General features: G+C 67.0%; 25 protein-coding genes. 17 read left to right on the top strand and 8 right to left on the bottom strand.

Annotation, left to right across the window (positions count from 1 at the left end; translation table 11 throughout):
• The 10 genes from ACZ5XO_RS11400 to ACZ5XO_RS11355 all read left to right on the top strand — a co-directional run bounded on the left by ACZ5XO_RS11400 (position 1) and on the right by ACZ5XO_RS11355 (position 9,306).
• Positions 1 to 657, top strand: coding sequence for a FliH/SctL family protein (locus ACZ5XO_RS11400; protein WP_464162463.1), 657 nt, complete (start codon positions 1 to 3; stop codon positions 655 to 657).
• A complete protein-coding gene (gene fliN / locus ACZ5XO_RS11395; protein ID WP_464162462.1) occupies positions 657 to 989 on the top strand; it encodes a flagellar motor switch protein FliN in 333 nt (110 codons plus the stop codon). The genes ACZ5XO_RS11400 and fliN overlap by 1 nt, the downstream gene beginning before the upstream one ends.
• 44 nt (positions 990 to 1,033) lie before the next feature.
• On the top strand, positions 1,034 to 2,446 hold the full coding sequence (flbD, locus tag ACZ5XO_RS11390) for a sigma-54-dependent transcriptional regulator FlbD (protein WP_464162461.1): 1,413 nt from the start codon (positions 1,034 to 1,036) through the stop codon (positions 2,444 to 2,446).
• A 4-nt stretch (positions 2,447 to 2,450) separates the two neighbouring features.
• Positions 2,451 to 3,359: a class A beta-lactamase gene (gene bla / locus ACZ5XO_RS11385; RefSeq protein ID WP_464162460.1), complete on the top strand. Its 909-nt coding sequence runs from the start codon at positions 2,451 to 2,453 to the stop codon at positions 3,357 to 3,359.
• A gap of 47 nt (positions 3,360 to 3,406) precedes the next feature.
• Positions 3,407 to 5,509, top strand: a complete 2,103-nt coding sequence (gene flhA / locus ACZ5XO_RS11380) for a flagellar biosynthesis protein FlhA (RefSeq protein WP_464162459.1) — start codon at positions 3,407 to 3,409, stop codon at positions 5,507 to 5,509.
• A gap of 55 nt (positions 5,510 to 5,564) precedes the next feature.
• Complete coding sequence (locus ACZ5XO_RS11375) at positions 5,565 to 7,097, top strand: sensor histidine kinase (RefSeq protein ID WP_464162458.1); 1,533 nt, start codon at positions 5,565 to 5,567, stop codon at positions 7,095 to 7,097.
• Positions 7,094 to 7,516 (top strand): response regulator, encoded by a 423-nt coding sequence (locus tag ACZ5XO_RS11370; RefSeq protein WP_464162457.1) that lies wholly within the window; start codon positions 7,094 to 7,096, stop codon positions 7,514 to 7,516. The genes ACZ5XO_RS11375 and ACZ5XO_RS11370 overlap by 4 nt, the downstream gene beginning before the upstream one ends.
• A 5-nt stretch (positions 7,517 to 7,521) precedes the next feature.
• Complete coding sequence (locus ACZ5XO_RS11365) at positions 7,522 to 8,562, top strand: sensor histidine kinase (protein WP_464162456.1); 1,041 nt, start codon at positions 7,522 to 7,524, stop codon at positions 8,560 to 8,562.
• A 42-nt stretch (positions 8,563 to 8,604) separates the two neighbouring features.
• Positions 8,605 to 9,057 (top strand): NUDIX domain-containing protein, encoded by a 453-nt coding sequence (locus tag ACZ5XO_RS11360; protein WP_464162455.1) that lies wholly within the window; start codon positions 8,605 to 8,607, stop codon positions 9,055 to 9,057.
• A 66-nt stretch (positions 9,058 to 9,123) separates the two neighbouring features.
• Positions 9,124 to 9,306 carry a CsbD family protein gene (locus ACZ5XO_RS11355; protein WP_464162454.1) on the top strand — a complete coding sequence of 61 codons (183 nt, stop codon included), beginning with the start codon at positions 9,124 to 9,126 and terminating at the stop codon, positions 9,304 to 9,306.
• Positions 9,307 to 9,362: 56 nt separating this feature from the next.
• On the opposite strand, the gene ACZ5XO_RS11350 is transcribed toward ACZ5XO_RS11355, so the two are convergent.
• From ACZ5XO_RS11350 to ACZ5XO_RS11330, 5 genes are all read right to left on the bottom strand, one after another.
• Complete coding sequence (locus ACZ5XO_RS11350) at positions 9,363 to 10,703, bottom strand: serine hydrolase (protein WP_464162453.1); 1,341 nt, start codon at positions 10,701 to 10,703, stop codon at positions 9,363 to 9,365.
• Between the two features lie 120 nt (positions 10,704 to 10,823).
• Positions 10,824 to 12,002 carry a vWA domain-containing protein gene (locus tag ACZ5XO_RS11345; protein WP_464162452.1) on the bottom strand — a complete coding sequence of 393 codons (1,179 nt, stop codon included), beginning with the start codon at positions 12,000 to 12,002 and terminating at the stop codon, positions 10,824 to 10,826.
• A gap of 52 nt (positions 12,003 to 12,054) precedes the next feature.
• Positions 12,055 to 12,396, bottom strand: coding sequence for a hypothetical protein (locus ACZ5XO_RS11340; protein WP_464162451.1), 342 nt, complete (start codon positions 12,394 to 12,396; stop codon positions 12,055 to 12,057).
• 101 nt (positions 12,397 to 12,497) lie between these two features.
• Positions 12,498 to 12,671: a hypothetical protein gene (locus ACZ5XO_RS11335; protein WP_464162450.1), complete on the bottom strand. Its 174-nt coding sequence runs from the start codon at positions 12,669 to 12,671 to the stop codon at positions 12,498 to 12,500.
• Between the two features lie 106 nt (positions 12,672 to 12,777).
• Positions 12,778 to 13,305, bottom strand: coding sequence for an N-acetyltransferase family protein (locus tag ACZ5XO_RS11330; protein ID WP_464162449.1), 528 nt, complete (start codon positions 13,303 to 13,305; stop codon positions 12,778 to 12,780).
• 220 nt (positions 13,306 to 13,525) lie between these two features.
• Between ACZ5XO_RS11330 and ACZ5XO_RS11325 the strand changes: the two genes are divergently transcribed.
• The 6 genes from ACZ5XO_RS11325 (at position 13,526) to ACZ5XO_RS11300 (ending at position 18,122) form a co-directional block, all read left to right on the top strand.
• Positions 13,526 to 14,164: a histidine phosphatase family protein gene (locus tag ACZ5XO_RS11325; RefSeq protein WP_464162448.1), complete on the top strand. Its 639-nt coding sequence runs from the start codon at positions 13,526 to 13,528 to the stop codon at positions 14,162 to 14,164.
• Positions 14,165 to 14,236: 72 nt separating this feature from the next.
• Positions 14,237 to 14,494: an exodeoxyribonuclease VII small subunit gene (locus ACZ5XO_RS11320; RefSeq protein ID WP_464162447.1), complete on the top strand. Its 258-nt coding sequence runs from the start codon at positions 14,237 to 14,239 to the stop codon at positions 14,492 to 14,494.
• Positions 14,494 to 14,850: a tRNA-binding protein gene (locus ACZ5XO_RS11315; protein WP_464162446.1), complete on the top strand. Its 357-nt coding sequence runs from the start codon at positions 14,494 to 14,496 to the stop codon at positions 14,848 to 14,850. The genes ACZ5XO_RS11320 and ACZ5XO_RS11315 overlap by 1 nt, the downstream gene beginning before the upstream one ends.
• Before the next feature lie 35 nt (positions 14,851 to 14,885).
• Positions 14,886 to 15,758, top strand: a complete 873-nt coding sequence (locus ACZ5XO_RS11310; protein ID WP_464164913.1) for a polyprenyl synthetase family protein — start codon at positions 14,886 to 14,888, stop codon at positions 15,756 to 15,758.
• A 65-nt stretch (positions 15,759 to 15,823) separates the two neighbouring features.
• On the top strand, positions 15,824 to 17,734 hold the full coding sequence (dxs, locus tag ACZ5XO_RS11305) for a 1-deoxy-D-xylulose-5-phosphate synthase (RefSeq protein WP_464162445.1): 1,911 nt from the start codon (positions 15,824 to 15,826) through the stop codon (positions 17,732 to 17,734).
• Between the two features lie 91 nt (positions 17,735 to 17,825).
• Positions 17,826 to 18,122, top strand: a complete 297-nt coding sequence (locus tag ACZ5XO_RS11300; protein ID WP_464162444.1) for a hypothetical protein — start codon at positions 17,826 to 17,828, stop codon at positions 18,120 to 18,122.
• A gap of 85 nt (positions 18,123 to 18,207) precedes the next feature.
• Here the strand turns inward: ACZ5XO_RS11300 and rpsU are convergent, their stop codons facing one another.
• Positions 18,208 to 18,444 carry a 30S ribosomal protein S21 gene (gene rpsU / locus ACZ5XO_RS11295; RefSeq protein ID WP_207827596.1) on the bottom strand — a complete coding sequence of 79 codons (237 nt, stop codon included), beginning with the start codon at positions 18,442 to 18,444 and terminating at the stop codon, positions 18,208 to 18,210.
• Between the two features lie 189 nt (positions 18,445 to 18,633).
• Between rpsU and ACZ5XO_RS11290 the strand changes: the two genes are divergently transcribed.
• Positions 18,634 to 19,302: a COQ9 family protein gene (locus ACZ5XO_RS11290; protein WP_464162443.1), complete on the top strand. Its 669-nt coding sequence runs from the start codon at positions 18,634 to 18,636 to the stop codon at positions 19,300 to 19,302.
• A 25-nt stretch (positions 19,303 to 19,327) separates the two neighbouring features.
• Here ACZ5XO_RS11290 and ACZ5XO_RS11285 read toward each other — a convergent pair whose 3' ends face one another.
• Together ACZ5XO_RS11285 and purE are read right to left on the bottom strand one after the other, a co-directional pair.
• Positions 19,328 to 20,401: a 5-(carboxyamino)imidazole ribonucleotide synthase gene (locus ACZ5XO_RS11285; protein WP_464162442.1), complete on the bottom strand. Its 1,074-nt coding sequence runs from the start codon at positions 20,399 to 20,401 to the stop codon at positions 19,328 to 19,330.
• Position 20,402: 1 nt separating this feature from the next.
• Positions 20,403 to 20,894 carry a 5-(carboxyamino)imidazole ribonucleotide mutase gene (purE, locus tag ACZ5XO_RS11280; RefSeq protein WP_464162441.1) on the bottom strand — a complete coding sequence of 164 codons (492 nt, stop codon included), beginning with the start codon at positions 20,892 to 20,894 and terminating at the stop codon, positions 20,403 to 20,405.
• Between the last annotated feature and the right edge of the window lie 74 nt (positions 20,895 to 20,968).

The following is a 20,968-nucleotide window of genomic DNA, read 5'->3' as shown; positions in this document are numbered from 1 at the left end:
ATGACCGGCATCCCCTCTACAGCCCGCCCTTTCATCTTCGACACCGAGTTCGACGCCTCGGGCGACGTCGTGCGCCCCTCGGCCTGGCAACCGGTCAAGCGATCCTTCGCCCCCGCCGAGGTCGACGCCCTGGTGGCGCAGGCTCGGCTGGAAGCCCGTCAGCAGGCCCTGGCCGAGGTCGAGGCCCTGCGCGCCGACGCCCTGTCGACCCTGGCCCAGCAGGCGGCCCATGCCGCCGGCGCCCTCAGCACCATCGCCGAGGCCCATCGCCGTCAGTCGGCCGAGCTGGCGGTCGCCGCCGCCCGCGTCCTGGCCTCGACCGCCTTCGACCGCTTCCCCCGCCGTCCGCTGGAAGCCGCCATCGAGCAACTGGGCCAGGAGATCGACGCCTCGCCGCGCCTGCTGGTCCGCGCCGCCGGTCTGGACGAGACGGCCCGCGCCCACATCGAGGCCCTGTGCGCCGACGCCGGCTTCACCGGTCTGATCGCCTTCCGCGAGGACGCCGGCGCGCCGGCCGCCGCCTTCGCCCTGGAATGGGCCGACGGCCGCGCCGAGTTCGATCCCGAGGGCGTCGCCGCCCGTGTTTCCGCCGCGCTGGAGGCCGCGCTCGCGGCCGAGGCCGGTCATGCTGAATCCCTCGACAGGAGCGCCTTCTGATGGCCACCGACGATCTCTCGCTGGAAGAGTTCGGCGACTCCACCGCCCTGACCCTCGCCGACGAGGCCGGAGACAAGTCCGCCGCCGACCTGGCCACCGTCTTCGACGTGCCGGTCAACATCTCCGCCGTCCTGGGCAAGGCCCATATGTCGGTCGCCCAGTTGCTGAAGCTGAACCGCGGCTCGGTGCTGGAGCTGGACCGCAAGGTCGGCGAGGCCATCGACATCTTCGTCAACAACCGCCTGGTCGCCCGTGGGGAGGTCGTCGTCGTCGAGGACCGCCTGGGCGTGACCATGACGGAAATCATCAAGACCGAGGACTCGGGCGCCTGATTGGCCGCCCGGTTTTCGCAGTAGAGATCTAGAGGAGAAGACCCATGCGGCTTCTGGTGGTTGGCAGGCTCAGCGGACAGCTGGCGACGGCGGTGAAGATGGCCATGGCGCACGGCGCCAAGGTCCAGCACGTCGAACGCGCCGATCAGGCGACCGAGCAATTGCGCCGGGGGCAGGGGGCCGACCTGATGATGGTCGACTACCGCATCGACATCGCCGCCCTGATCGCCGCCAACGACGCCGAGCGCATCCACGTTCCGGTCGTGGCCTGCGGGGTGGACGCCGACGCGCGTGAAGCCGCCGACGCCATCCGCGCCGGGGCCAAGGAGTTCATCCCCCTGCCGCCCGAAGCGGACCTGATCGCCGCCGTCCTGTCCGCCGTGGCCGACGACGAGCGCCCGATGATCTCGGCCGACCCGGCGATGAAGGCCGTCATCAGCCTGGCCGATCAGGTGGCGCGTTCGGAAGCCTCGATCCTGATCACCGGTGAAAGCGGCGTCGGCAAGGAGGTGATGGCCCGTCACCTGCACACCGGCTCCAAGCGCGCGGACAAGCCCTTCATCAGCGTCAACTGCGCCGCCATTCCCGACAACCTGCTGGAATCCGAACTGTTCGGCCACGAGAAGGGCGCCTTCACCGGCGCCGTGGCCCGCCGCATCGGCAAGTTCGAGGAGGCCGACGGCGGCACGCTTCTGCTGGACGAAATCAGCGAGATGGACGCCCGCCTGCAGGCCAAGCTGCTGCGCGCGATTCAGGAACGCGTCATTGATCGCGTCGGCGGCTCCAAGCCGGTGCCGGTCAACATCCGCATCATCGCCACTTCGAACCGCGACCTGGCCAAGGCCGTGGCCGAGGGGACCTTCCGCGAAGACCTGCTGTACCGTCTGAACGTGGTGAACCTGCGTCTGCCGTCCTTGCGTGAGCGCCCGGGCGACATCGCCGTCCTGTGCGACCACTTCATCCGCAAATACGCCGCCGCCAACGGCGTGCCGCCGCGCCCCATTTCGTCGGACGCCCGCCGCGCCCTGGTCGGCCACCGCTGGCCCGGCAATGTGCGCGAGCTGGAAAACGCCATGCACCGGGCCGTCCTTCTGGCGACCGGCGCCGAGATCGACATCGACGCCATCCGCCTGCCGGACGGCCGCCCCCTGCTGGAGGGCGGTTCGACCGTCCCGTCGCCGACCGCCTCGGTCTATGACGCGGGCGTCGCCGGTCACGCGGCCCAGATGGCTGACGCCATGACCCGCAGCTTCGTCGGTCAGACCGTCGCCGAGATGGAAAAGACCCTGATCCTCGACACCCTGAACCACTGCCTGGGCAACCGCACCCATGCGGCCAACATCCTGGGCATTTCGATCCGCACCCTGCGCAACAAGCTGAACGAATACGCCGACGAGGGCACGGCCATTCCGGCGCCCCAGTCGGGCGTCGCCGCCGCCTACGGCGCGGCGGGCTAGACCCATGCGCGCCGACCGCCGCACGGTTCTGCTGGGAGCAGGCGCGCTGGCGCTGGCCGCCTGCTCGCGCGAGGTGCAGTCGGCCGAGACCGATCTGGACGCCGACGTCGAGGAGGCCGGCGCCCTGGACCTGGATCTGTCGGATCTGGAAGCGCGTCATGGCGGCCGCCTGGGTCTGGCCGTCGCCTCTGGGGGCGTGAACGCCGCCTGGCGCGGCGACGAGCGCTTCGTCTATTGCTCGACCTTCAAGATGTATCTGGCCGCCGCCACCCTGTTGCGCGTCCAGACGGGGCAGGAGCGGCTGGACCGCGCCGTTCCGATCACCGCCGCCGACATGATCAACCACGCCCCGACCACGGAAAAGGCGGTCGGTTCGACCCTGACGGTCGAACAGTTGATGAAGGCCACGGTCGAGCTGAGCGACAACCCCGCCGCCAATATCCTGATCCGCGAGATGGGCGGGCTGGAGACCCTGCGCGCCTTCTATCGCGGCATCGGCGACGACAGCACCCGCGTCGACCGTCTCGAGCCCGAGATGAACCGCCTCGACGGCGACAAGGACACCATCACCCCGATCCAGTCGGTGCAGAACATCAGCCGCCTGCTGGTCGCGCCCGACACCCCGCTGAACGCGGCGTCCAGGGCCCTGCTGATGCGCTGGATGACCGAGACGCCGACGGGGGCGGGGCGGATCAAGGCGGGCGTTCCGACCGGCTGGACGGTGGCGCACAAGACCGGCACCGGCGGCTATGGTCCGACCAATGACATCGGCCTGATCCAGCGCCCCGACGGTGGTGAGCCCATCGTCATCGCCGTCTATTTCCACGCCACGCGGGATTCGACGGACGCCCAGCGCGAAGCCGTCATCGCCGACGCGACTCGTCTGGCGCTGAAGGCCCTCGGGCATGGCTGACACCACGCGAATCCTGTCATCAGGCGAGATGACCTTCGCTTGCCGCCATGGCTGATGCGCCGATCCTGATGAAGGATGGCTACGCGCGCCCCACCGGGCGCGATGCGCTCGGCTGGCTGCTGCGCGGCGACGTGGGGCTGGCGATCGGCGTGATCGCGGTCATCATGCTGCTGATCCTGCCGATCCCGAAGATGCTTCTGGATCTGTTGCTGGCGATCTCGCTGGTGTCCAGCGTGCTGATCCTGATGACGGCCGTGATGATGAAGCGGCCGCTGGACTTCGCCATCTTCCCGACGGTCCTGCTGGTCTCGACCCTGTATCGGCTGGGCCTCAACCTGGCCTCGACGCGCCTGATCCTGACCCACGGCCAGGAAGGCCACGACAGCGCCGGTCAGGTCATCAACGCCTTTGGCGAGCTGATGATGGGCGGCAACTTCATCATCGGCGTGATCATCTTCGCCATCATCCTGGTGGTGAACTTCGTCGTCATCACCAAGGGCTCGACCCGTATCGCCGAGGTCTCGGCCCGCTTCACCCTGGACTCCATGCCGGGCAAGCAGATGGCCATCGACGCCGACCTGTCGTCGGGCCTGATCAACGAAGACCAGGCCAAGCTGCGTCGCAAGGAGCTGGAGCAGGAATCCACCTTCTTCGGGGCCATGGACGGCGCCTCCAAATTCGTGCGCGGCGACGCCGTGGCCGGTCTGATCATCACCTTCATCAACGCCATCGGCGGTCTGCTGATCGGGGTGACGCAGCACGGCATGCCGGTGGGCGAGGCGGCCAACACCTATGTCCAGCTGACCGTCGGCGACGGTCTGGTGACCCAGATCCCGGCCATCATCGTCTCGGTCGCCGCCGGCTTCCTGGTGTCGAAGGCGGGCGTCGAGGGTTCGGCGGACAAGGCCCTGGTCAACCAGTTGGCGACCAATCCGGTCAGTCTGGGCGTCGTCTCCGGGGCGGCGGGCCTGATCGGCCTGATCCCCGGCATGCCGCTGATCCCCTTCGCCGCCCTGGCCCTGGGCTCGGGCTTCATGGCGTGGAAGCTTGGGCGTGACCGGCTCAAGCCCGCCCCGGTCGAGACCGTGGACCTGGGCAAGCCCAAGGAGGACGTCGAGGAGCCGATCTCGACCGCCCTGACCATCGACGAGGTCAAGATCGAACTGGGCTACGCCCTGCTGTCGCTGATCAATGATCTGGAGGGGCGTCGCCTGACCGATCAGATCCGCGCCCTGCGCCGTTCGCTGGCCCAGGAATACGGCTTCGTCATGCCGAGCGTGCGCATCCTCGACAACATGCGTCTGCCCAATCAGGGCTACGCCATCCGGATCAAGGAGATGGAGGCCGGAGCCGGCGAGGTGCGTCTGTCGTCGCTGATGGCTATGGACCCGGCGGGCCGTCAGGTCGAACTGCCGGGCGAGCACACGCGCGAGCCCGCCTTCGGCCTGCCCGCCACCTGGATCGACGAAAGCCTGCGCGAAGAGGCGACCTTCCGCGGCTACACCCTGGTCGATCCCTCGACGGTGCTGACCACGCACCTGACCGAGATCCTCAAGGAGAACATGGCCGAACTGCTGTCCTACGCCGAGGTGCAGAAGCTGCTGAACGAACTGAACGGCGAAGAGAAGAAGCTGGTCGAGGAACTGATCCCGACCGTCGTCACCGTCACCACCCTGCAGCGCGTGCTGCAAAGCCTGCTGCGTGAGAAGGTCTCGATCCGCGACCTGCCCGCCATTCTCGAAGGGCTGGCCGAGGCCGCGCCCCACACCACCAGCGTCACCACCCTGGTCGAGCATGTCCGCACCCGTCTGGCGCGTCAGTTGTGCTGGGCCAACCGCGGCGACGACGGCGCCCTGCCCATCATCACCCTGTCGCCGGACTGGGAGCAGGCCTTCGCCGAGAGCCTGATCGGCCCCGGTGAGGACAAGCAACTGGCCATGGCGCCCAGCCGCCTGCAGGACTTCATCCGCAACGTCCGCGATGTGTTTGAGCGCGCCGCCATGGCGGGTGAGAATCCGGTCTTGCTGACGGGACCCCAGGTGCGCCCCTATGTCCGCTCCATCATCGAGCGCTTCCGCGGCCAGACCGTGGTGATGAGCCAGAACGAGGTCCATCCCAAGGCCCGACTGCGCACGGTCGGCACGGTCTGACCGCCGTCGAGGTTAACGACTGGACTCAGGGAGTTAGGTCGTTGATGTTCAACATATGAAACGTATTCGGCCGGCCCTCAGGACCTTCGGCGTCTTCCTGCGCACGCCGACCCTCAGTCGTTCGATTATCGCCCTGCTGGCCCTGGCCATCCTGCTGCTGCTGGCGGTGAACGCCGCCACCTTCGTGATGATCCAGCGAACGACCGCCTACAACGACACGGTCGATCACAGTCAGCAGGTCCGCCTGGCCGCCAAGGATGTTCTGAACCTGGTCGTGGACGCCGAGACGGGGCAGCGGGGCTTCATGCTGACCGCGAGGCCGGAATACCTCAAGGTCCATGACCGCGCCGTCGCCGCCTTGCCGGGCGTGATGGTGCGGTTGGAGGGGCTGATCGGCGAGGATCCCGAACTGGCTCCCCGGCTGGAGCTGGTTCAGGCGCTGTATCATGAGCGGATGCAGTTGATGCTCGATACGATCGAGCTCACGCGGACGGGGCGGATCGGCGAGGCGGTGTCGCTGATCCGGGGCGGACGCGGCAAGGCGCTGATGGACGCCATGCGGGTCGAACTGACGGCGATCGATGCGATTGAGGCGCGTCGACTGGTCGAGCGCACCCGCCAATCGGAACGGGCTTCAGCGATCACGGTGTCCGTCAATGCCCTGGCCGGAGTGCTCATCCTGATTCTGGCCGGCATCAGCGTCTGGCTCGTTCGACGCTACGTCGATGAAATTCAGGCCGCGCACTTCGAGCTGGATCGCCTGAACGCCGGCCTGGAGAACCAGGTGCGTGACCGGACCGCCGAGCTGACCCGCGCCAACGAAGAGATTCAACGTTTCGCCTATATCGTCAGCCACGACCTGCGCTCGCCGCTGGTCAACGTCATGGGTTACACCTCCGAACTGGAGCAGGTCGGTCTGACGCTGAACGAGCAGTTGTCGCGCATCGAGCAGACCCATCCGGACCTGATCGATCCTGAAGCCGTTCGCGCCGTGCGAGAGGATGTGCCCGAGGCCGTCAACTTCATCCGGGCCTCGACCACCAAGATGGACGGTCTGATCAAGGCCATCCTGAGACTGTCGCGCGAGGGGCGCCGGGGGCTGGTTCCAGAGGTTCTGCCCATGACGTCGCTGGTGCGCGGCATCGCCGACAGCGTCCGGCATCAGGTGGTGGAGACCGGGGGGGAGATCGCGGTGGACGATCTTCCCGTGATCGAAAGCGACCGGCTGTCGATCGAGCAGATTTTCGGCAATCTGATCGACAATGCGGTCAAGTATCGGCAACCGGATCGGCCGATCCATATTGTCGTCAAGGGCGAGGAGGAAGCGGGGGGCTGGGTGTCCTATCGCATAACCGACAATGGGCGCGGCGTTTCATCGCGCGATCATGAACGTATCTTCGAACTGTTCCGTCGTGCGGGCAAACAGGATCAGCCGGGCGAAGGCCTGGGGCTGGCCTTCGTCCGAAACAGCGTGCGTCGTCTCGGCGGAACCATCGACGTGGAGTCAGAGCTCGGACAAGGCTCGACTTTCCATTTGAAATTCCCCACACGGTTGATTGTGCTGGGTGATCAAGGAGACCCTCTGTGAGCCACTCGGTGAAGATCGTCATGGTCGAGGACGACCATGGTCACGCCAAGCTGATCGAAAAGAACATTCGTCGCGCCAATATCGCCAACGACATTGTTCACTTCGACCACGGCGATGCGGCCTTGGGCTACCTCTTCAGCGAGGAAGTGCGCGCCAATGGGCCCTTGCTGATCTTGCTGGACCTGAATCTGCCCGACATGTCGGGAACGGACATTCTGGAAAAGGTGAAGTCGGACGAGCGCCTGCGTCGTGCGCCGGTCGTGGTGCTGACCACTACGGACGACAAGGTCGAGATCCAGCGTTGCTATGATCTGGGCTGCAATGTCTACATCACCAAGCCGGTGGACTATGAGGCCTTTGCGGGCGCCATTCGCCAGCTGGGGCTGTTCCTGTCGGTTATGCAGGCTCCGGAGATCTGACCGGCGTGATCGGCACGGGGGCGTCCATCCGTCTGCTCTACATCGACGACGACCGGGGCTTGTCCCGTCTCGTCCAGAAGGAGCTGTCGCGTCACGGCTATGAGGTGACCTGTGCGCCCGACGCCGACGCCGGCTACGAAGCCTTGCGTGCGGGGACCTTCGACATCTGCGCCCTGGATCACTACATGCCCGGGCGCGAGGGGCTGGATGTCCTGCCCGACATCCTGGCCCTGCCGACGCCGCCGCCGGTGGTCTATGTCACGGGGGCTCAGGACGGCCGCATCGCGGTCGCGGCCTTGCGGGCAGGCGCCGCCGACTATGTCATCAAGGACGTGTCCGAGGATTTCACCGCCCTCTTGCGGTCGGCGATCGAGGACGCGCTGCTGCGCCGCCGTCTCGAACGCGAGAACGAGGAGGCCCAGGAGGAGGTCCGCCTGGCGCGCGATCGCGCCGAAGCCATGCTGCGTGAGGTCAACCACAGGGTCGGCAACTCCCTGCAACTGGTCTCCAGCTTCATTTCGCTTCAACTGCGCCAACTCGGCGACGAGGGCGCGCGCTCGGCCCTGCGCGAAGCCCAGGTGCGGATCGAGGCTGTGGCTCACGTGCACCGTCGCCTCTACACGTCGTCCGACATGGCCACGGTGGCGATGGATGAATATCTGGCCGGTCTGGTCGAGGAGCTGGGCAAGTCGGTCGGCCCGGGGGACGGTTCACCTCGTCTGGCGTTGCGGGCGGAAGCCATGCGGGTCACGACGGATCAGGCGGTTTCGCTGGGCGTCATCGTCACCGAACTGGTCACCAACGCCGTGAAGTACGCCTATGCGCCCGGTGACGGCGGCGAGATCCGCGTGGTGCTGGAGGCGAGCGAAGGCGGTCGCGCCGTCCTGACGGTCGAGGACGACGGACCCGGCCTGGGCGACGGTGCGCCGAAGGGCACGGGGCTGGGCGCTAAGATCGTATCCGCCATGGCGGGCGGGTTGCGTTCGGCGGTCGAATTCGACCCCCATTATCCGGGCGTTCGCGCGCGATTGATCTTTGACCTTTAAGGCTTTCGCATCGCCTTCGGCGCGCGTTAGTGTGCCGCAATGATGCTGCAGTTCGGAACGGCCCGTCCGGGTCTAGACTACACCCACCGCGCCGCGACCTTTGGTCTGGCTGAAAGGGACGGCAGGCTGGCCTGTGTCCGCGTGGATCGAGGCGAAGGCAGCTATTTCGACCTGCCTGGCGGCGCGGTCGACGGCGAGGAGAGCGAACAGCAGGCGCTCGTTCGCGAGTTCGGCGAGGAGACGGGGTTGATCATCCAGCCCGAGGATCGGCTGGCCGAAGCGGCCCAGTATTTCCGCAAGACGGACGGTTCGCCGGTCAACAATGTGGGCGGGTTCTGGACGGCCCGCATCACCGGATTTGACGCCTCGACCCAGTGCGAGGCCGACCATGAACTGGTCTGGCTGGACCCGCTGGAGGCTGTGGCCCGTCTGCGTCACGAGGCGCATGCCTGGGCCGTGGCCAGATGGCTGCGTGCGCAAGCTTCGGGAACCTGACCCGTCGGGAACGGTTGTTTCTGTCGAAGCGCCGTCAATCCGGCGGCGTCAGTACAGAGGGTTCCCATGCCTGATCATGACCGTGTCGAAGGCGCCGCCAGGAACATCGGCGGCAAGATCAAGGAAGCCGCCGGCAAGCTGACCGGCGACGAGAAGCTGAAAGCCGAAGGCCGCGCCGATCAGGTCGCCGGCAAGGTCCAGAACGCTATCGGGGGGCTCAAGGACACCTTGCGCGACGGCCGCAACTAGCCTCTGTTTGAATGATCGGGCCGCCGTTCCCGAAAGGAACGGCGGCCTTTTCACGTCTAAGGGCGTTTCTTGGCCGGCATCTCGCGACCGCCCTGATGCAGGACCAGTCCGGTGATCGCCCCCGTCGTATCGCGGGTGAAGACGATCTGGGCGTCCATGGCGCTGAGGAAGAAGGCGTCCGTCGCCTCGGCGGACAGCTCCAGCGGCTTCTGCCCCGTGGCCTGGGCCGTCAGTGTTCCATTCACGAGGCTCAACGTCAGGGCGAAGTTGGGCGCCAGCTCATAGACCCCCTCATAGGTTCGCAGCGTTTCAGGCGCCAGGGCGACCGCCTGCCGTTCGCCTTGCAGGGTCACCGTCCCGCCGCGCGCCAGGGTCATCAGTTCGCCGCCCAGCTTCTCGGGCGCGGCGCCGTTCAGATTGCCCAGGACCACCACCGTCATGCCCTTGCTCAGGTCATGGGCCAGGTAGGTGTTGAAACCCTCGATCCCGCCCGAGTGGCTGACGATCGTGTCCGCGCCGTCGGTCTTCACCTCCAGACCCAGGGCGTAATCGCCCCGGCCCGGCGTGATCAGTTCGGTGAGCGAAGACGACTGAAGCACCCGGCCGCCAAACAGGCCCAACTCCCATTTCAGCAGGTCGCGCGTGGTCGAATAGAGCCCGCCCGCGCCCTGCGGCACGCTCATGTCCACATAGTCGGCGTTTTCCACGCCGTCATCGGTCGGCACATAGCCCGAAGCCCGACGGGGCAGGACGACGGCGTGGTCGTCGTAGCCGCTGTCGCTCATGCCAAGAGGCTGGAACAGGTTCTCTCTGACAAAGTCCGCATAGGTCTGGCCGCTGGCCTTTTCGATCAGGGCGGTCAGCAGGATGTAGCCTGAGTTGGAATAGGCGAACCTTTCGCCCGGCTGGAAGTCGAGCGGTCGGTCGCGGAAGCGCGCGACCAGGGCCTCAACCGTCGTGGCCTGCGTCTTCAGCGCCTCATAGTCTTCGAAGCGGGTGAAGTCCGGCGTCCCGGCCGTATGGTTCAGCAGGCGGCGCGCCGTCACCCCGTCCCAGGCGGCAGGCGCGTCGGGCAGCCAGGTCTTCACCGGGGCGTCGAGGTCGACCAGGCCGCGCTCTTTCAGGATCATGACGGCCGCCGCGGTGAACTGCTTGCTGACCGAGGCCAGACGGAAGCGGGTGTCGCCTGCGTTGGCGATGCCCCACTCGCGATTGGCCAGGCCATAGCCCCTGTCCAGCAGCACCTCGCCGTTCCGCGCCACCAGAACCGACCCTGAAAAGGCGTCCTGATCGGCCGAGGCGCGGATCACCTGATCCATCCGGTCCACGTCCTGCGACAGGGCCGGAACGACCGACAGGCTCAACGCCGCCAGCCCAAGCGCGGCGACGCGCCCCATGAAAACAACCGTCTTTGACACTACAAATCCCCCAGGCGTGACCGTCACGCGATGGGGGCAAGAGGCGACGAACCGCACCCGCGGATGCGCCCGGCCGGATTACCTTTCCGTAAGGCTCGCCTAGCGCGTCAGCGCGCGCATGGCCTTGTCCAGCCCGTCCAGCGTCAGAGGGAACATGCGCTGGTCCATGACCTCGCGGACCAAGCTGACCGACTGGGTATAGCTCCAGTAGCGCTCGGTCACGGGGTTCAGCCAGACCGACTTGTCCCACTGCTGACGCGCGCGTTTCAGCCAGACGGCGCCGGCCTCTTCGTTCCAGTGCTCGACCGAGCCACCCGGCATGGTGATCTCATAGGGGCTCATGGTGGCGTCGCCGACAAAGATGGCCCGCCAGTCGCCGGGGTATTTGTTCAGCACGTCCCAGGTCGGGATCTTCTCGTTGTGCCGCCGCCGGTTGTCCTTCCATACGCCCTCATAGAGGCAGTTGTGGAAGTAGAAGAACTCCAGGTTCTTGAACTCGGTCCTGGCCGCCGAGAACAGCTCCTCGCACAGCCGGATATGGCCATCCATCGAGCCGCCGATGTCGAGGAACAGCAGGACCTTGATGGTGTTGCGCCGCTCGGGCCGCATCTGGATGTCCAGCCAGCCCTGACGCGCCGTGCCGTCGATGGTGCCGTCCAGATCCAGCTCCTCGGCCGCGCCCTCACGCGCGAAGCGGCGCAGGCGGCGCAGGGCGACCTTGATGTTGCGGGTGCCCAGCTCGACCGTGTCGTCCAGGTTCCTGTATTCGCGCTTTTCCCAGACCTTGACCGCGCGGCCATGCTTCCCCGGCCCGCCGATACGCACGCCCTCGGGGTTATAACCGCCGTGACCAAAGGGGCTGGTTCCGCCGGTGCCGATCCAGCGGTTGCCGCCCTCGTGCCGGCCCCTCTGCTCCTCCAGACGCTGCTTCAGCGTCTCCATCAGCTTGTCGAAGCCGCCGAGCGCCTCGATCTGGGCCTTTTCCTCGTCGGTCAGGAATTTCTCGGTCAGCAACCGCAGCCAGTCCTCGGGAATGTCGGTGGTCAGGTCATCGCCCGCACCCACCGTCTCCAGCCCCTTGAACACCTTGGCGAAGACCTGATCGAAGCGGTCATAGTGCTTCTCGTCCTTGACCAGCACCGCCCGCGACAGATGGTAGAAGCCCTCGACGTCCCGACCCGCCACGTCTTTGTCCATGGCCTCCATCAGATGGAGCCATTCCTTCAGCGAAACCGGCACACGGGCTTCGCGCAGGGCGGTGAAGAAGGGCAGGAGCATGGGCGATCTTTAATCCTGATGTGTGCTGCCGCCAATGCAAACGGCCAGCAGATCAGTCTTTGCGGTTGCCGGGAAGGCTGGTCGTAAACGTGATGGCGGCCAGCAGATTGACGGGGGTATCTCCGGCAGGCCCGGTGGCTCGCCCCTTGAAGCTCCAGTCATCCTGGTGCGCGACGAAGGTGAAGGTGGCCATCGCCTGGCCGTTCACTTGAATATCGTAGCCTGTGACAAGCGGAGTGGGTCCATCATTGACGCTGACCGAGATCAACTCGTCGCGGCGTGCTTTTGCATCCGGCCAGCGCTGACCAATCGCGGCTACGGCGCTCTGCATAACTTCTTCCGGGCTGGGACGCTGCGGATAGCGCGTCGCATAAAGGCTGATGTCGGTGTCCATAAGCCGCGTGTTGCAACTTACATCCTCACCTTCGGGGATGCCCGAGGAGGCGCTGGGGAGGATACGGATGGCGTCGTACCGCTCGTCGGAAAACGAACAGGTCAGGCCGCTCGCCTTGTGGCGACGGTCGGCGAGGCGTCCTTGGTGATGTTCTCAAAATACTTCGTGGCGCCGCCCTTGGTGATGAGCTGATCCGCATAGGCGCTGGCCGTTGTGATCTCCTCGGGCGTGGCCGGAGGATTGGCGGCATCTTGCGCCGACGCCCACGACGGCATCCCTGAGCACACAACGGCTAGTGTTGCTGCAATCGGCCCAATTTTCACGACGAACTCCCCGGAGACATGATCTGTCAGTCAGGACAGCATTTCGCCGATCATTGGTCTATCCCCGCCGCAAGATGAACTCGTGGTCGTTCCAGGCGCCGACGGGGTAGTCGTACTCGCCGGCCTTCTCGAAGCCATAGGCGGCGTAGAGTTTCTGGGCCTTCTCGTTGCCGCTCCAGACGCCGACCCACAGGGGGCCGTCAGTGTGGGCCTCCATCCATTCCAGGGCCAGCTTCAGCAACTTGGTGCCGAGGCCCAAGCCCTGGGCGTCGCGGCTGATGTAGAGGCGGCGCAGTTCGGCGTGGCTGGGCCGCGAGTCGGGATGGGGCAGGGTGTTGGGGCCGGTGTTGGCGAAGCCCAGGATCTCGCCGTCGCGGTCGGCCACCCACCAGGCGGCGCCGGGCTCGGCCAGCTTCGTCGAAATGGTTTCGACGCTGAAGCTCTTGTCGAGGAAGGCGGCGAGGTCGGCGGCGGGATAGGGAATGCCGAAACCCTCGACGAAAGTGTCCACAAAGGTCTGTCGGCCCAGCGCGGCCAGGGCGGCGGCGTCGTCGGGGCGGGCGGGGCGGATCAGGGCTTCGGTCATGGCTTCGGCCATAGCGCCGCCGAAGGCCGCGGTCGAGGCCGCAGGGGCTGCTCGCGAGCCTGTCATCGCTTGGTGGTTGCAGGGGCGCGCGGCGGGAGCTACCACCATCTTCCAAGGGGCTGGCGAACGCTGGCCCCGTCAACCGCAATCGGGGGGATTGAGGGACGCCAAAGCCTTGATTTCACAGGCCGCTCCCCGTGCTATGACGTCTCCCGCTCTCATGACTCACACCGAATCCGCCGCATCGACGCCTTCTGAGGCGCCCCGCGCCGTCCAGGCGACGCCGGCCTTCGGCGCCATCATCCTGGCCCGTCACGGCGAACCGGCCCTGTCGCGCAAATGTCTGATCACCTCGGACGATTATCGCGACTGGTGGGGACGCTACGAGGTCGGCGGGCTGCGCGCAGGCCAGACGCCGCCCCAGGCCCTGCTGAGCGCCGCCGAGGGGGCGGGGGCCATCTACGCCTCCACTCGTCCGCGCGCTCAGGAAACGGCCCGCGCCGTGGCCCGCGATCGCGAGGTCCTGGTCGACGCCCTGTTCATCGAGGCGCCTCTGCCGCCGCCGCATTTCCCGTCGTGGATCAAGCTGTCGCCGCGTTACTGGGGCGTGATCTCGCGCTTCTGGTGGCACGTCTTCAACCACCACGAAGGCCAGGAAACCCGCGCCGAGGCCGAGGTCCGCGCCGACCAGGCCGCCCGCGTCCTGATCGCCCGCGCCTCGGAAGGCCATGACGTCCTGGTTCTGGCCCACGGCTACTTCAACCATATGGTCGGCCAGAAGCTGAAGGCCCACGGCTGGCGTCTGGCCCACAACCAGGGCTTCAAATACTGGTCCCAGCGTCGCTACGAGAAGCGTTGAACCCGAAAGGGTGGCGGGTGCGGCCCTTTCGTCGTTGATGCGCCGCGCGGGCGTCTCTAGGTTGCCCGCATCATGACCGACGCCTCCGCTTCCCCCGCCGTTTCCGCCGATCTCAGCTTCGAGGACGCCCTGTCGCGTCTGGAGGGCATCGTCTCGCGACTGGAGTCCGGCCAGGCCCCGCTGGAAGAATCCATCGCCCTGTACGAAGAAGGCGCGCGCCTGAAGGCCCACTGCGAGGCCCGGCTGAAGGCCGCCCAGCTGCGGGTCGAGAAGATCGTCGTCGGCGCCGACGGCCAGGCCAAGGGCGTCGAATCCGCCGAGTTCGGCTGATGTCCGACGCCTCCATCGCGCCTCTGATCAGCTTCGACGACTTCATGAAGGTCGACGTTCGCGTCGGCCAGATCGTCAAAGCCGAGCCATTTCCGGAGGCGCGCAAGCCCGCCTACAAGCTGACTATCGACTTCGGCCCCGCCATCGGCGTGAAGAAGTCCTCGGCCCAGATCACCCATCACTACACCCTCGACGAACTGCACGGTCGCAAGGTCGCCGCCGTGGTCAACTTCCCGCCGCGCCAGATCGGCCCGGTGAAGTCCGAGGTCCTGACCCTGGGCTTCCCCGATGCAGACGGGGAGGTCGTTCTGGTCGGCGTCGACCGCGACCTGCCGCTGGGCGGGAGGCTGTTTTGACCGTGCTCGCCGCCAACTCCCCGGAACAGGCCGTCATCGACCGGGTGGCCGAGATCGCCGATCTGGTCACCGTGGCGCTCGATGAACTGTTGCCCCGCGCCGACGGGCCAGAGTCGCGTCTGACCGAGGCCATGCGCTACGCCGCGCTGGGCCCCGGCAAGCGCCTGCGCCCCTTCTTCGCCATCGAGGCTGGCCGGATGCTGGAGGTCGAGGAGTGCGCCGTCCTGCGCGCCGCCTGCGCTCTGGAATGCGTCCACGCCTATTCCCTGGTGCATGACGACCTGCCGGCGATGGACGACGACGACGTGCGCCGCGGCCGTCCGACCCTGCACATCGCCTATGACGAGGCGACCGCCATCCTCGCCGGCGACGCGCTTCAGACCGCCGCCTTCGACATCATCCTGGACGAAGACACCCACGACGACGCCGCCGTGCGCTGCGAGCTGGCCCGTCGCCTGTCGTTTGCGTCCGGCGCGCGCGGCATGGCCGGCGGTCAGATGATCGATCTGCTGGGCGTTCGCGACGACCTCGGCGGCGTCGCCCGTATGCAGCGCCTGAAGACCGGCGCCCTGTTCGCCTACGCCTTCGAAATCCCGCTGATCATCTCGCGCGCCGATGACGCCGCCTGGCACGCCCTGACCAGCTTCGCCCATGACGTGGGTCTGGCCTATCAGATCATCGATGATGTTCTGGACGCGGAAGGTTCGGCCGAAGAGATGGGCAAGGCCGCTGGCGGCAAGGACGCTGCGCTTGGCAAGACCAATTTCGTCACCCTGCTGGGCGTCGAAGCGGCGCGACAGAGGGTCGCGCACCTGGCCGATCAGGCCCGTTCGCACCTTGACCTGTTCGGTCATGAGGCCGAAATCCTCAAGGCCAGCGTGGACTTTGTGCTTAAACGCCGGTCCTGATAGGAAACGCGCCCGCCTCCCGCGGGTTAGAATATGACGTCCCGCGTCAAAGGCCTCCGACACCCATGCCCCACACCCCGCTTCTCGACACCGTCAAGTTTCCCGCCGATACGCGGGGCTTCGACGTTCCCCAGCTGAAGCAGCTGGCGGACGAGGTGCGGGCCGAGACCATCGACGCGGTCTCCGTCACCGGCGGCCATCTGGGATCGGCGCTGGGCGTGGTCGAGCTGACCGTGGCCCTGCACCATGTCTTCGAGACGCCGAAAGACATCCTGATCTGGGACGTCGGCCACCAGTGCTATCCTCACAAGATCCTGACGGGGCGGCGCGACCGTATCCGCACCCTGCGTCAGGGCGGCGGCCTGTCGGGCTTCACCAAGCGCTCCGAGAGCGAATACGACCCCTTCGGCGCGGCCCACGCCTCGACCTCGATCAGCGCCGCGCTGGGCTTCGCCGCCGCTCGTGACGCCAAGGGCGAGAAGAACCGCGTCGTGGCCGTCATCGGCGACGGCTCCATGTCGGCGGGCATGGCCTATGAGGCGATGAACAACGCCGCCGAGGCCACCCACGGCCAGTTGATGGTCATCCTGAACGACAACGACATGTCGATCGCTCCGCCTGTCGGCGGCATGAGCGCCTATCTGGCCAAACAGGTCTCGGGCGGCGCCTATCAGAACATCCGCAAGGTCGGGAAGAAGTTCGTCGACCACATGCCGCGCCCCTTCCGCGACGCCGCACGCAAGGCCGAGGAATACGCTCGCGGCATGATCGTCGGCGGCACCTTCTTTGAGGAACTGGGCTTCTACTACATCGGGCCGATCGACGGTCACGACATGGAGAACTTGGTCCCGATCCTGAAGAACGCCGCCGCCATCACCGACCGTCCGGTCCTGGTCCACGTCGTCACGCAGAAGGGCAAGGGCTACGCCCCCGCCGAGAACAGCGCCGACAAGTATCATGGCGTGGTCAAGTTCGACGTGGTCTCGGGCAAGCAGGCCAAGGCCGTCTCCAACGCCCCCAGCTACACCAAGGTCTTCGGGACCGAGCTGATCAAGCACGCCCGTAATGATCCCGGCATCGTCGCCATCACCGCCGCCATGCCGTCGGGCACGGGGCTGGACCTGTTCGGTCAGGCCTTCCCCGACCGGACCTTCGACGTCGGCATCGCCGAGCAGCACGCCGTCACCTTCGCCGCGGGTCTGGCCGCGGACGGCATCAAGCCGGTCTGCGCCATCTATTCCACCTTCCTGCAGCGCGGCTATGACCAGGTCGTCCACGATGTGGCCATCCAGTCCTTGCCTGTGCGCTTCGCCATGGACCGCGCAGGGCTCGTGGGCGCCGACGGGGCGACCCATGCGGGCAGCTTCGACATCGGCTTCATGGGGGCTCTGCCCGGCATGGTGCTGATGGCCGCCTCGGACGAGGCGGAACTGGCCGCCATGATCTCGACCTCGCTGGCCATCGACGACCGTCCCAGCGCCTTCCGTTATCCGCGCGGCGACGGCGTGGGTGTCGAGATTCCTGAACTGGCCGTCCCGCTGGAGATCGGCAAGGGCCGCATCGTCCGCGAAGGCACCTCGGTCGCCATCCTGTCGCTCGGCACCCGTCTGCAGGAATCGCTGAAAGCCGCCGACCTGCTGGCCGCGCGCGGCGTCTCGACCACCGTCGCCGACGCCCGCTTCGCCAAGCCGCTGGACGCCGACATGATCCTGCGCCTGGCGCGCGAGCATGAGTGCCTGGTCACGGTGGAAGAGGGCGCCATGGGCGGCTTCGGCGCCTTCGTGCTGCAGCTGCTGGCCGAGAAGGGCGCGCTGGACAGCGGCCTCAAGATTCGCACCCTCAACCTGCCCGACGTCTTCCAGGACCAGGACAAGCCCGAGGTCATGTACGCCCAGGCCGGCCTAGACGCCGACCACATCGCAGCGACCGCCCTGACCGCCCTGGGCGTCGACGCCAGCCGGGCGGTGCGGGCCTAAGGGCTGCGCCGCCGGAACTCCCGGTTTCTTCACGTGCGAACCGCCGAAACCCAGTCATACTGAGGCGGTCTTTCATGCGTGGAGCGGAACGATGACCAGTCTGGCGAGGATGGACGTCGGCCGTATCGGTCGGCTCTGGCGTGTCGGCCTCTGGGGGCTGATCGCGGCGCTTCTGCTGCTCCCGTTGGTCGCCATGCAGTTCACGGCGGAAGTGGTCTGGGACAGCGCGGATTTCGCCTTTGCGGGCCTATTGCTGGTCGGGGCGGGGCTTCTGTTCGAACTGGCCGCCAGGGCGACGCGGAGCCTGATGTGGCGCCTGGCGGTCGGCGCGGGTTTGCTGCTTGGCGTTCTGCTTGTCTGGGCTGACGCAGCGGTCGGCGTTTTCTAGGCCGCCGTCAGATCACCAGCCAAAGAAAAGGCCCGCTCCGGTTTCCCGGGCGGGCCTTGATCTTGTCAGCCTGGGCTGAATCCGATCAGCGCGGCGAGCGCGGCTTCGGAGCCGGCAGCAGGCCTTCGCGCTGGGCGCGCTTGCGGGCCAGCTTGCGAGCGCGGCGAACGGCTTCAGCCTTCTGACGAGCGCGCTTTTCCGAGGGCTTCTCGAAGTGCACGTGGCGCTTCATTTCACGGAAGCTGCCTTCGCGTTGCATCTTCTTCTTCAGGGCTTTCAGCGCCTGATCGACATTGTTGTCGCGGACGAAAATCTGAACCAGGGTTATCTCTCCTTTGGCCGCCCGCCGCGTCCTTTCCAAGGGAGACGGGCAGACAAAATAAAATCTCTCCCGAAAGACAGGGCTTTCGGATGAAGGCGCGCTGATACACGACACAGGGGGGCCTGTCCAGATCGTCACAGCCAATCGTGATGGCTCGAAATGCCCGCCGGAGCGGACTATTCTGGGGATATGACCGAGACCGCCGACGCCGCTCCCAAGACAGACTGGGCCTCCCGCATGGAGCAGGCCGTGCTGGACGCCGCCATAGAACGCGCGCCCGACCTGGGCTGGAACAGTCGCCTGGCGCGCGCGGCCTGCGAGGCGAACGGGCTGTCGCTGGGGGATGAGGAACTTCTGCTGCCGAACGGGGCGCGCGACCTGGCGGTCCTGCTGTCGCGCCGTCACGATTCGCGGGCTCTGCAGGCGCTGGAGGCCACGCCCGCGGCCACGATGAAGATTCGCGAGCGAATCGCCGCCGCCGTCTCGGCGCGGATGGAGGCGGGGGCGCAGGACATCGAGGCGGCCAAGCGCTGCGCCGGTTTCCTGACCCTGCCGACCAATGTCGACCTGGGTTTCAAGCTGGCCTGGGAAAGCGCCGACCATCTGTGGCGCTGGGCGGGCGACACGGCGACGGACCAGAACCACTATTCCAAGCGCGCCATCCTGGGCGGCATCCTGATCCCCGCCCTGACCATGCGTTGGTTCGAGGGGCGCGAGGCCGCCGAAGCCTTCGTCGCCCGCCGCATCGAGAACGTCATGGCCTTCGAGAAGTGGAAGGCGGGCAAGGATTTCGACGCGCCGGTCAAGGCCGTCACGGACGCCCTGGGCCGGCTGAGGTATGGGGCGAAGGAAGCCTAGACTCCCTCTCCCGACGGGAGAGGGGTCAGAGGATGCGGTTCACGTGGGCCATCTTGCGACCGGCGCGGGCCTCGTGCTTGCCGTAGAGGTGCAGGCGGGCGTTCGGTTCGGCGGCGAGGGCGCGCCACTGATCGACCTCGTCGCCCAGCAGATTGGTCATCTCGATGCGGGCGTGGGCGTCGGTCGGGCCCAAGGGCCAGCCGACGATGGCGCGGATGTGCTGTTCGAACTGGTCGCAGACGCAGCCGTCCTGGGTCCAGTGGCCGGTGTTGTGGACGCGCGGGGCGACCTCGTTCACCAGCAGGACCCCGTCCCCCATGTCGAACAGCTCGATGCCCATGACCCCGACGTAATCGAGGCCGTCTAGGACCGCCGAGGCGATCTCCACGGCGCGGGCTTGCGTCTTCGCATCGACGGCGGCGGGGGCCAGGGTGGTCTTCAGCACGCCGTTGGCGTGGATGTTCTCGCCCAGGGGATAGACGGCGACGACGCCGTCATGGCCGCGCGCGGCGATCACCGACAGTTCGCGCTGGAAGGCGGCGGCGGCTTCCAGAACGGCGGGGCGGCGGCCGATAGCGTCGAAGGCGGCTTCGGCGTCGGCGGCGTCGCGGATCCAGACCTGGCCCTTGCCGTCATAGCCTTCGCGACGGGTCTTCAGCACGGCGGGCAGGCCCAGCTTGTCGATGGCCTGGATCAGGTCGTCCTGGGTGGTGACGGCGGCGAAGTCAGCGGTCACGGCGCCGACGGCGTTCAGATAGGTCTTCTCGTCCACCCGGTCCTGAGCCACCGCCAGCGCCGTCGGTCCCGGCGCGACCAGGGCGCCGGCCTCGGCCAGGGTCTCGACCGAGGCGGCGGGGACGTTTTCGAACTCGAAGGTGACGACGTCGCACAGCCGACCCAGAGCCTGCAGGGCGTCGGGGTCATTATAGGGGGCGGTGATCTGGGCGCGCGAGACGCGGGCCGCCGGGCAGTCCGGCTGGGGGTCGAGGATCACCACGTCGAAACCCAGGCGCGAGGCGGCCTGGCTCAGCATCCGGCCCAACTGGCCCCCGCCGAGAATGCCGAGGGTCGATCCGGGGCTCAGGGGCAGCTGGGGCAAGTCAGTCCTCGACGGTTTCGGCGACGGAAGCGGTCTGGGCGGCGCGGAAGGCGCTGAGGCGCTCGGCCAGGGCGGGGTCCGACAGGGCCAGGATCTGCGCCGCCAGGATGCCGGCGTTGGCGGCGCCCGCCTCGCCGATGGCCAGGGTGGCGACCGGCACGCCGCCGGGCATCTGGACGATGGAGAGCAGGCTATCCATGCCCTTCAGGGCCTTGGACTGGACCGGCACGCCCAGGACGGGCAGGTCGGTCATCGAGGCGGCCATGCCGGGCAGGTGGGCTGCGCCGCCGGCGCCCGCGATGATGACCTTGTGGCCTGCCGCCTTTGCATTGGTCGCGAAATCATAGAGGCGCTGGGGCGTGCGGTGGGCGCTGACGACCTTGGCTTGCCAGGCGACGCCCAACTGATCCAGGCGTTCGGCGGCCAGCTTCATGGTCGGCCAGTCGGACCGGCTGCCCATGATGATGGCGACGGGTGGCGTCGAGGCGGTCATGCGAAGGCTCCCCACACGGAAAGCGGCCCGTTACAGCACGCGCGTTGCGCCCGCAACCAAGGTCGTTAGAATCA

This window comes from Brevundimonas sp. T2-11 (assembly GCF_055397675.1).
Note: the sequence above shows the minus strand (reverse complement) of the source record. Positions and strands in the feature narration are given on the sequence as shown.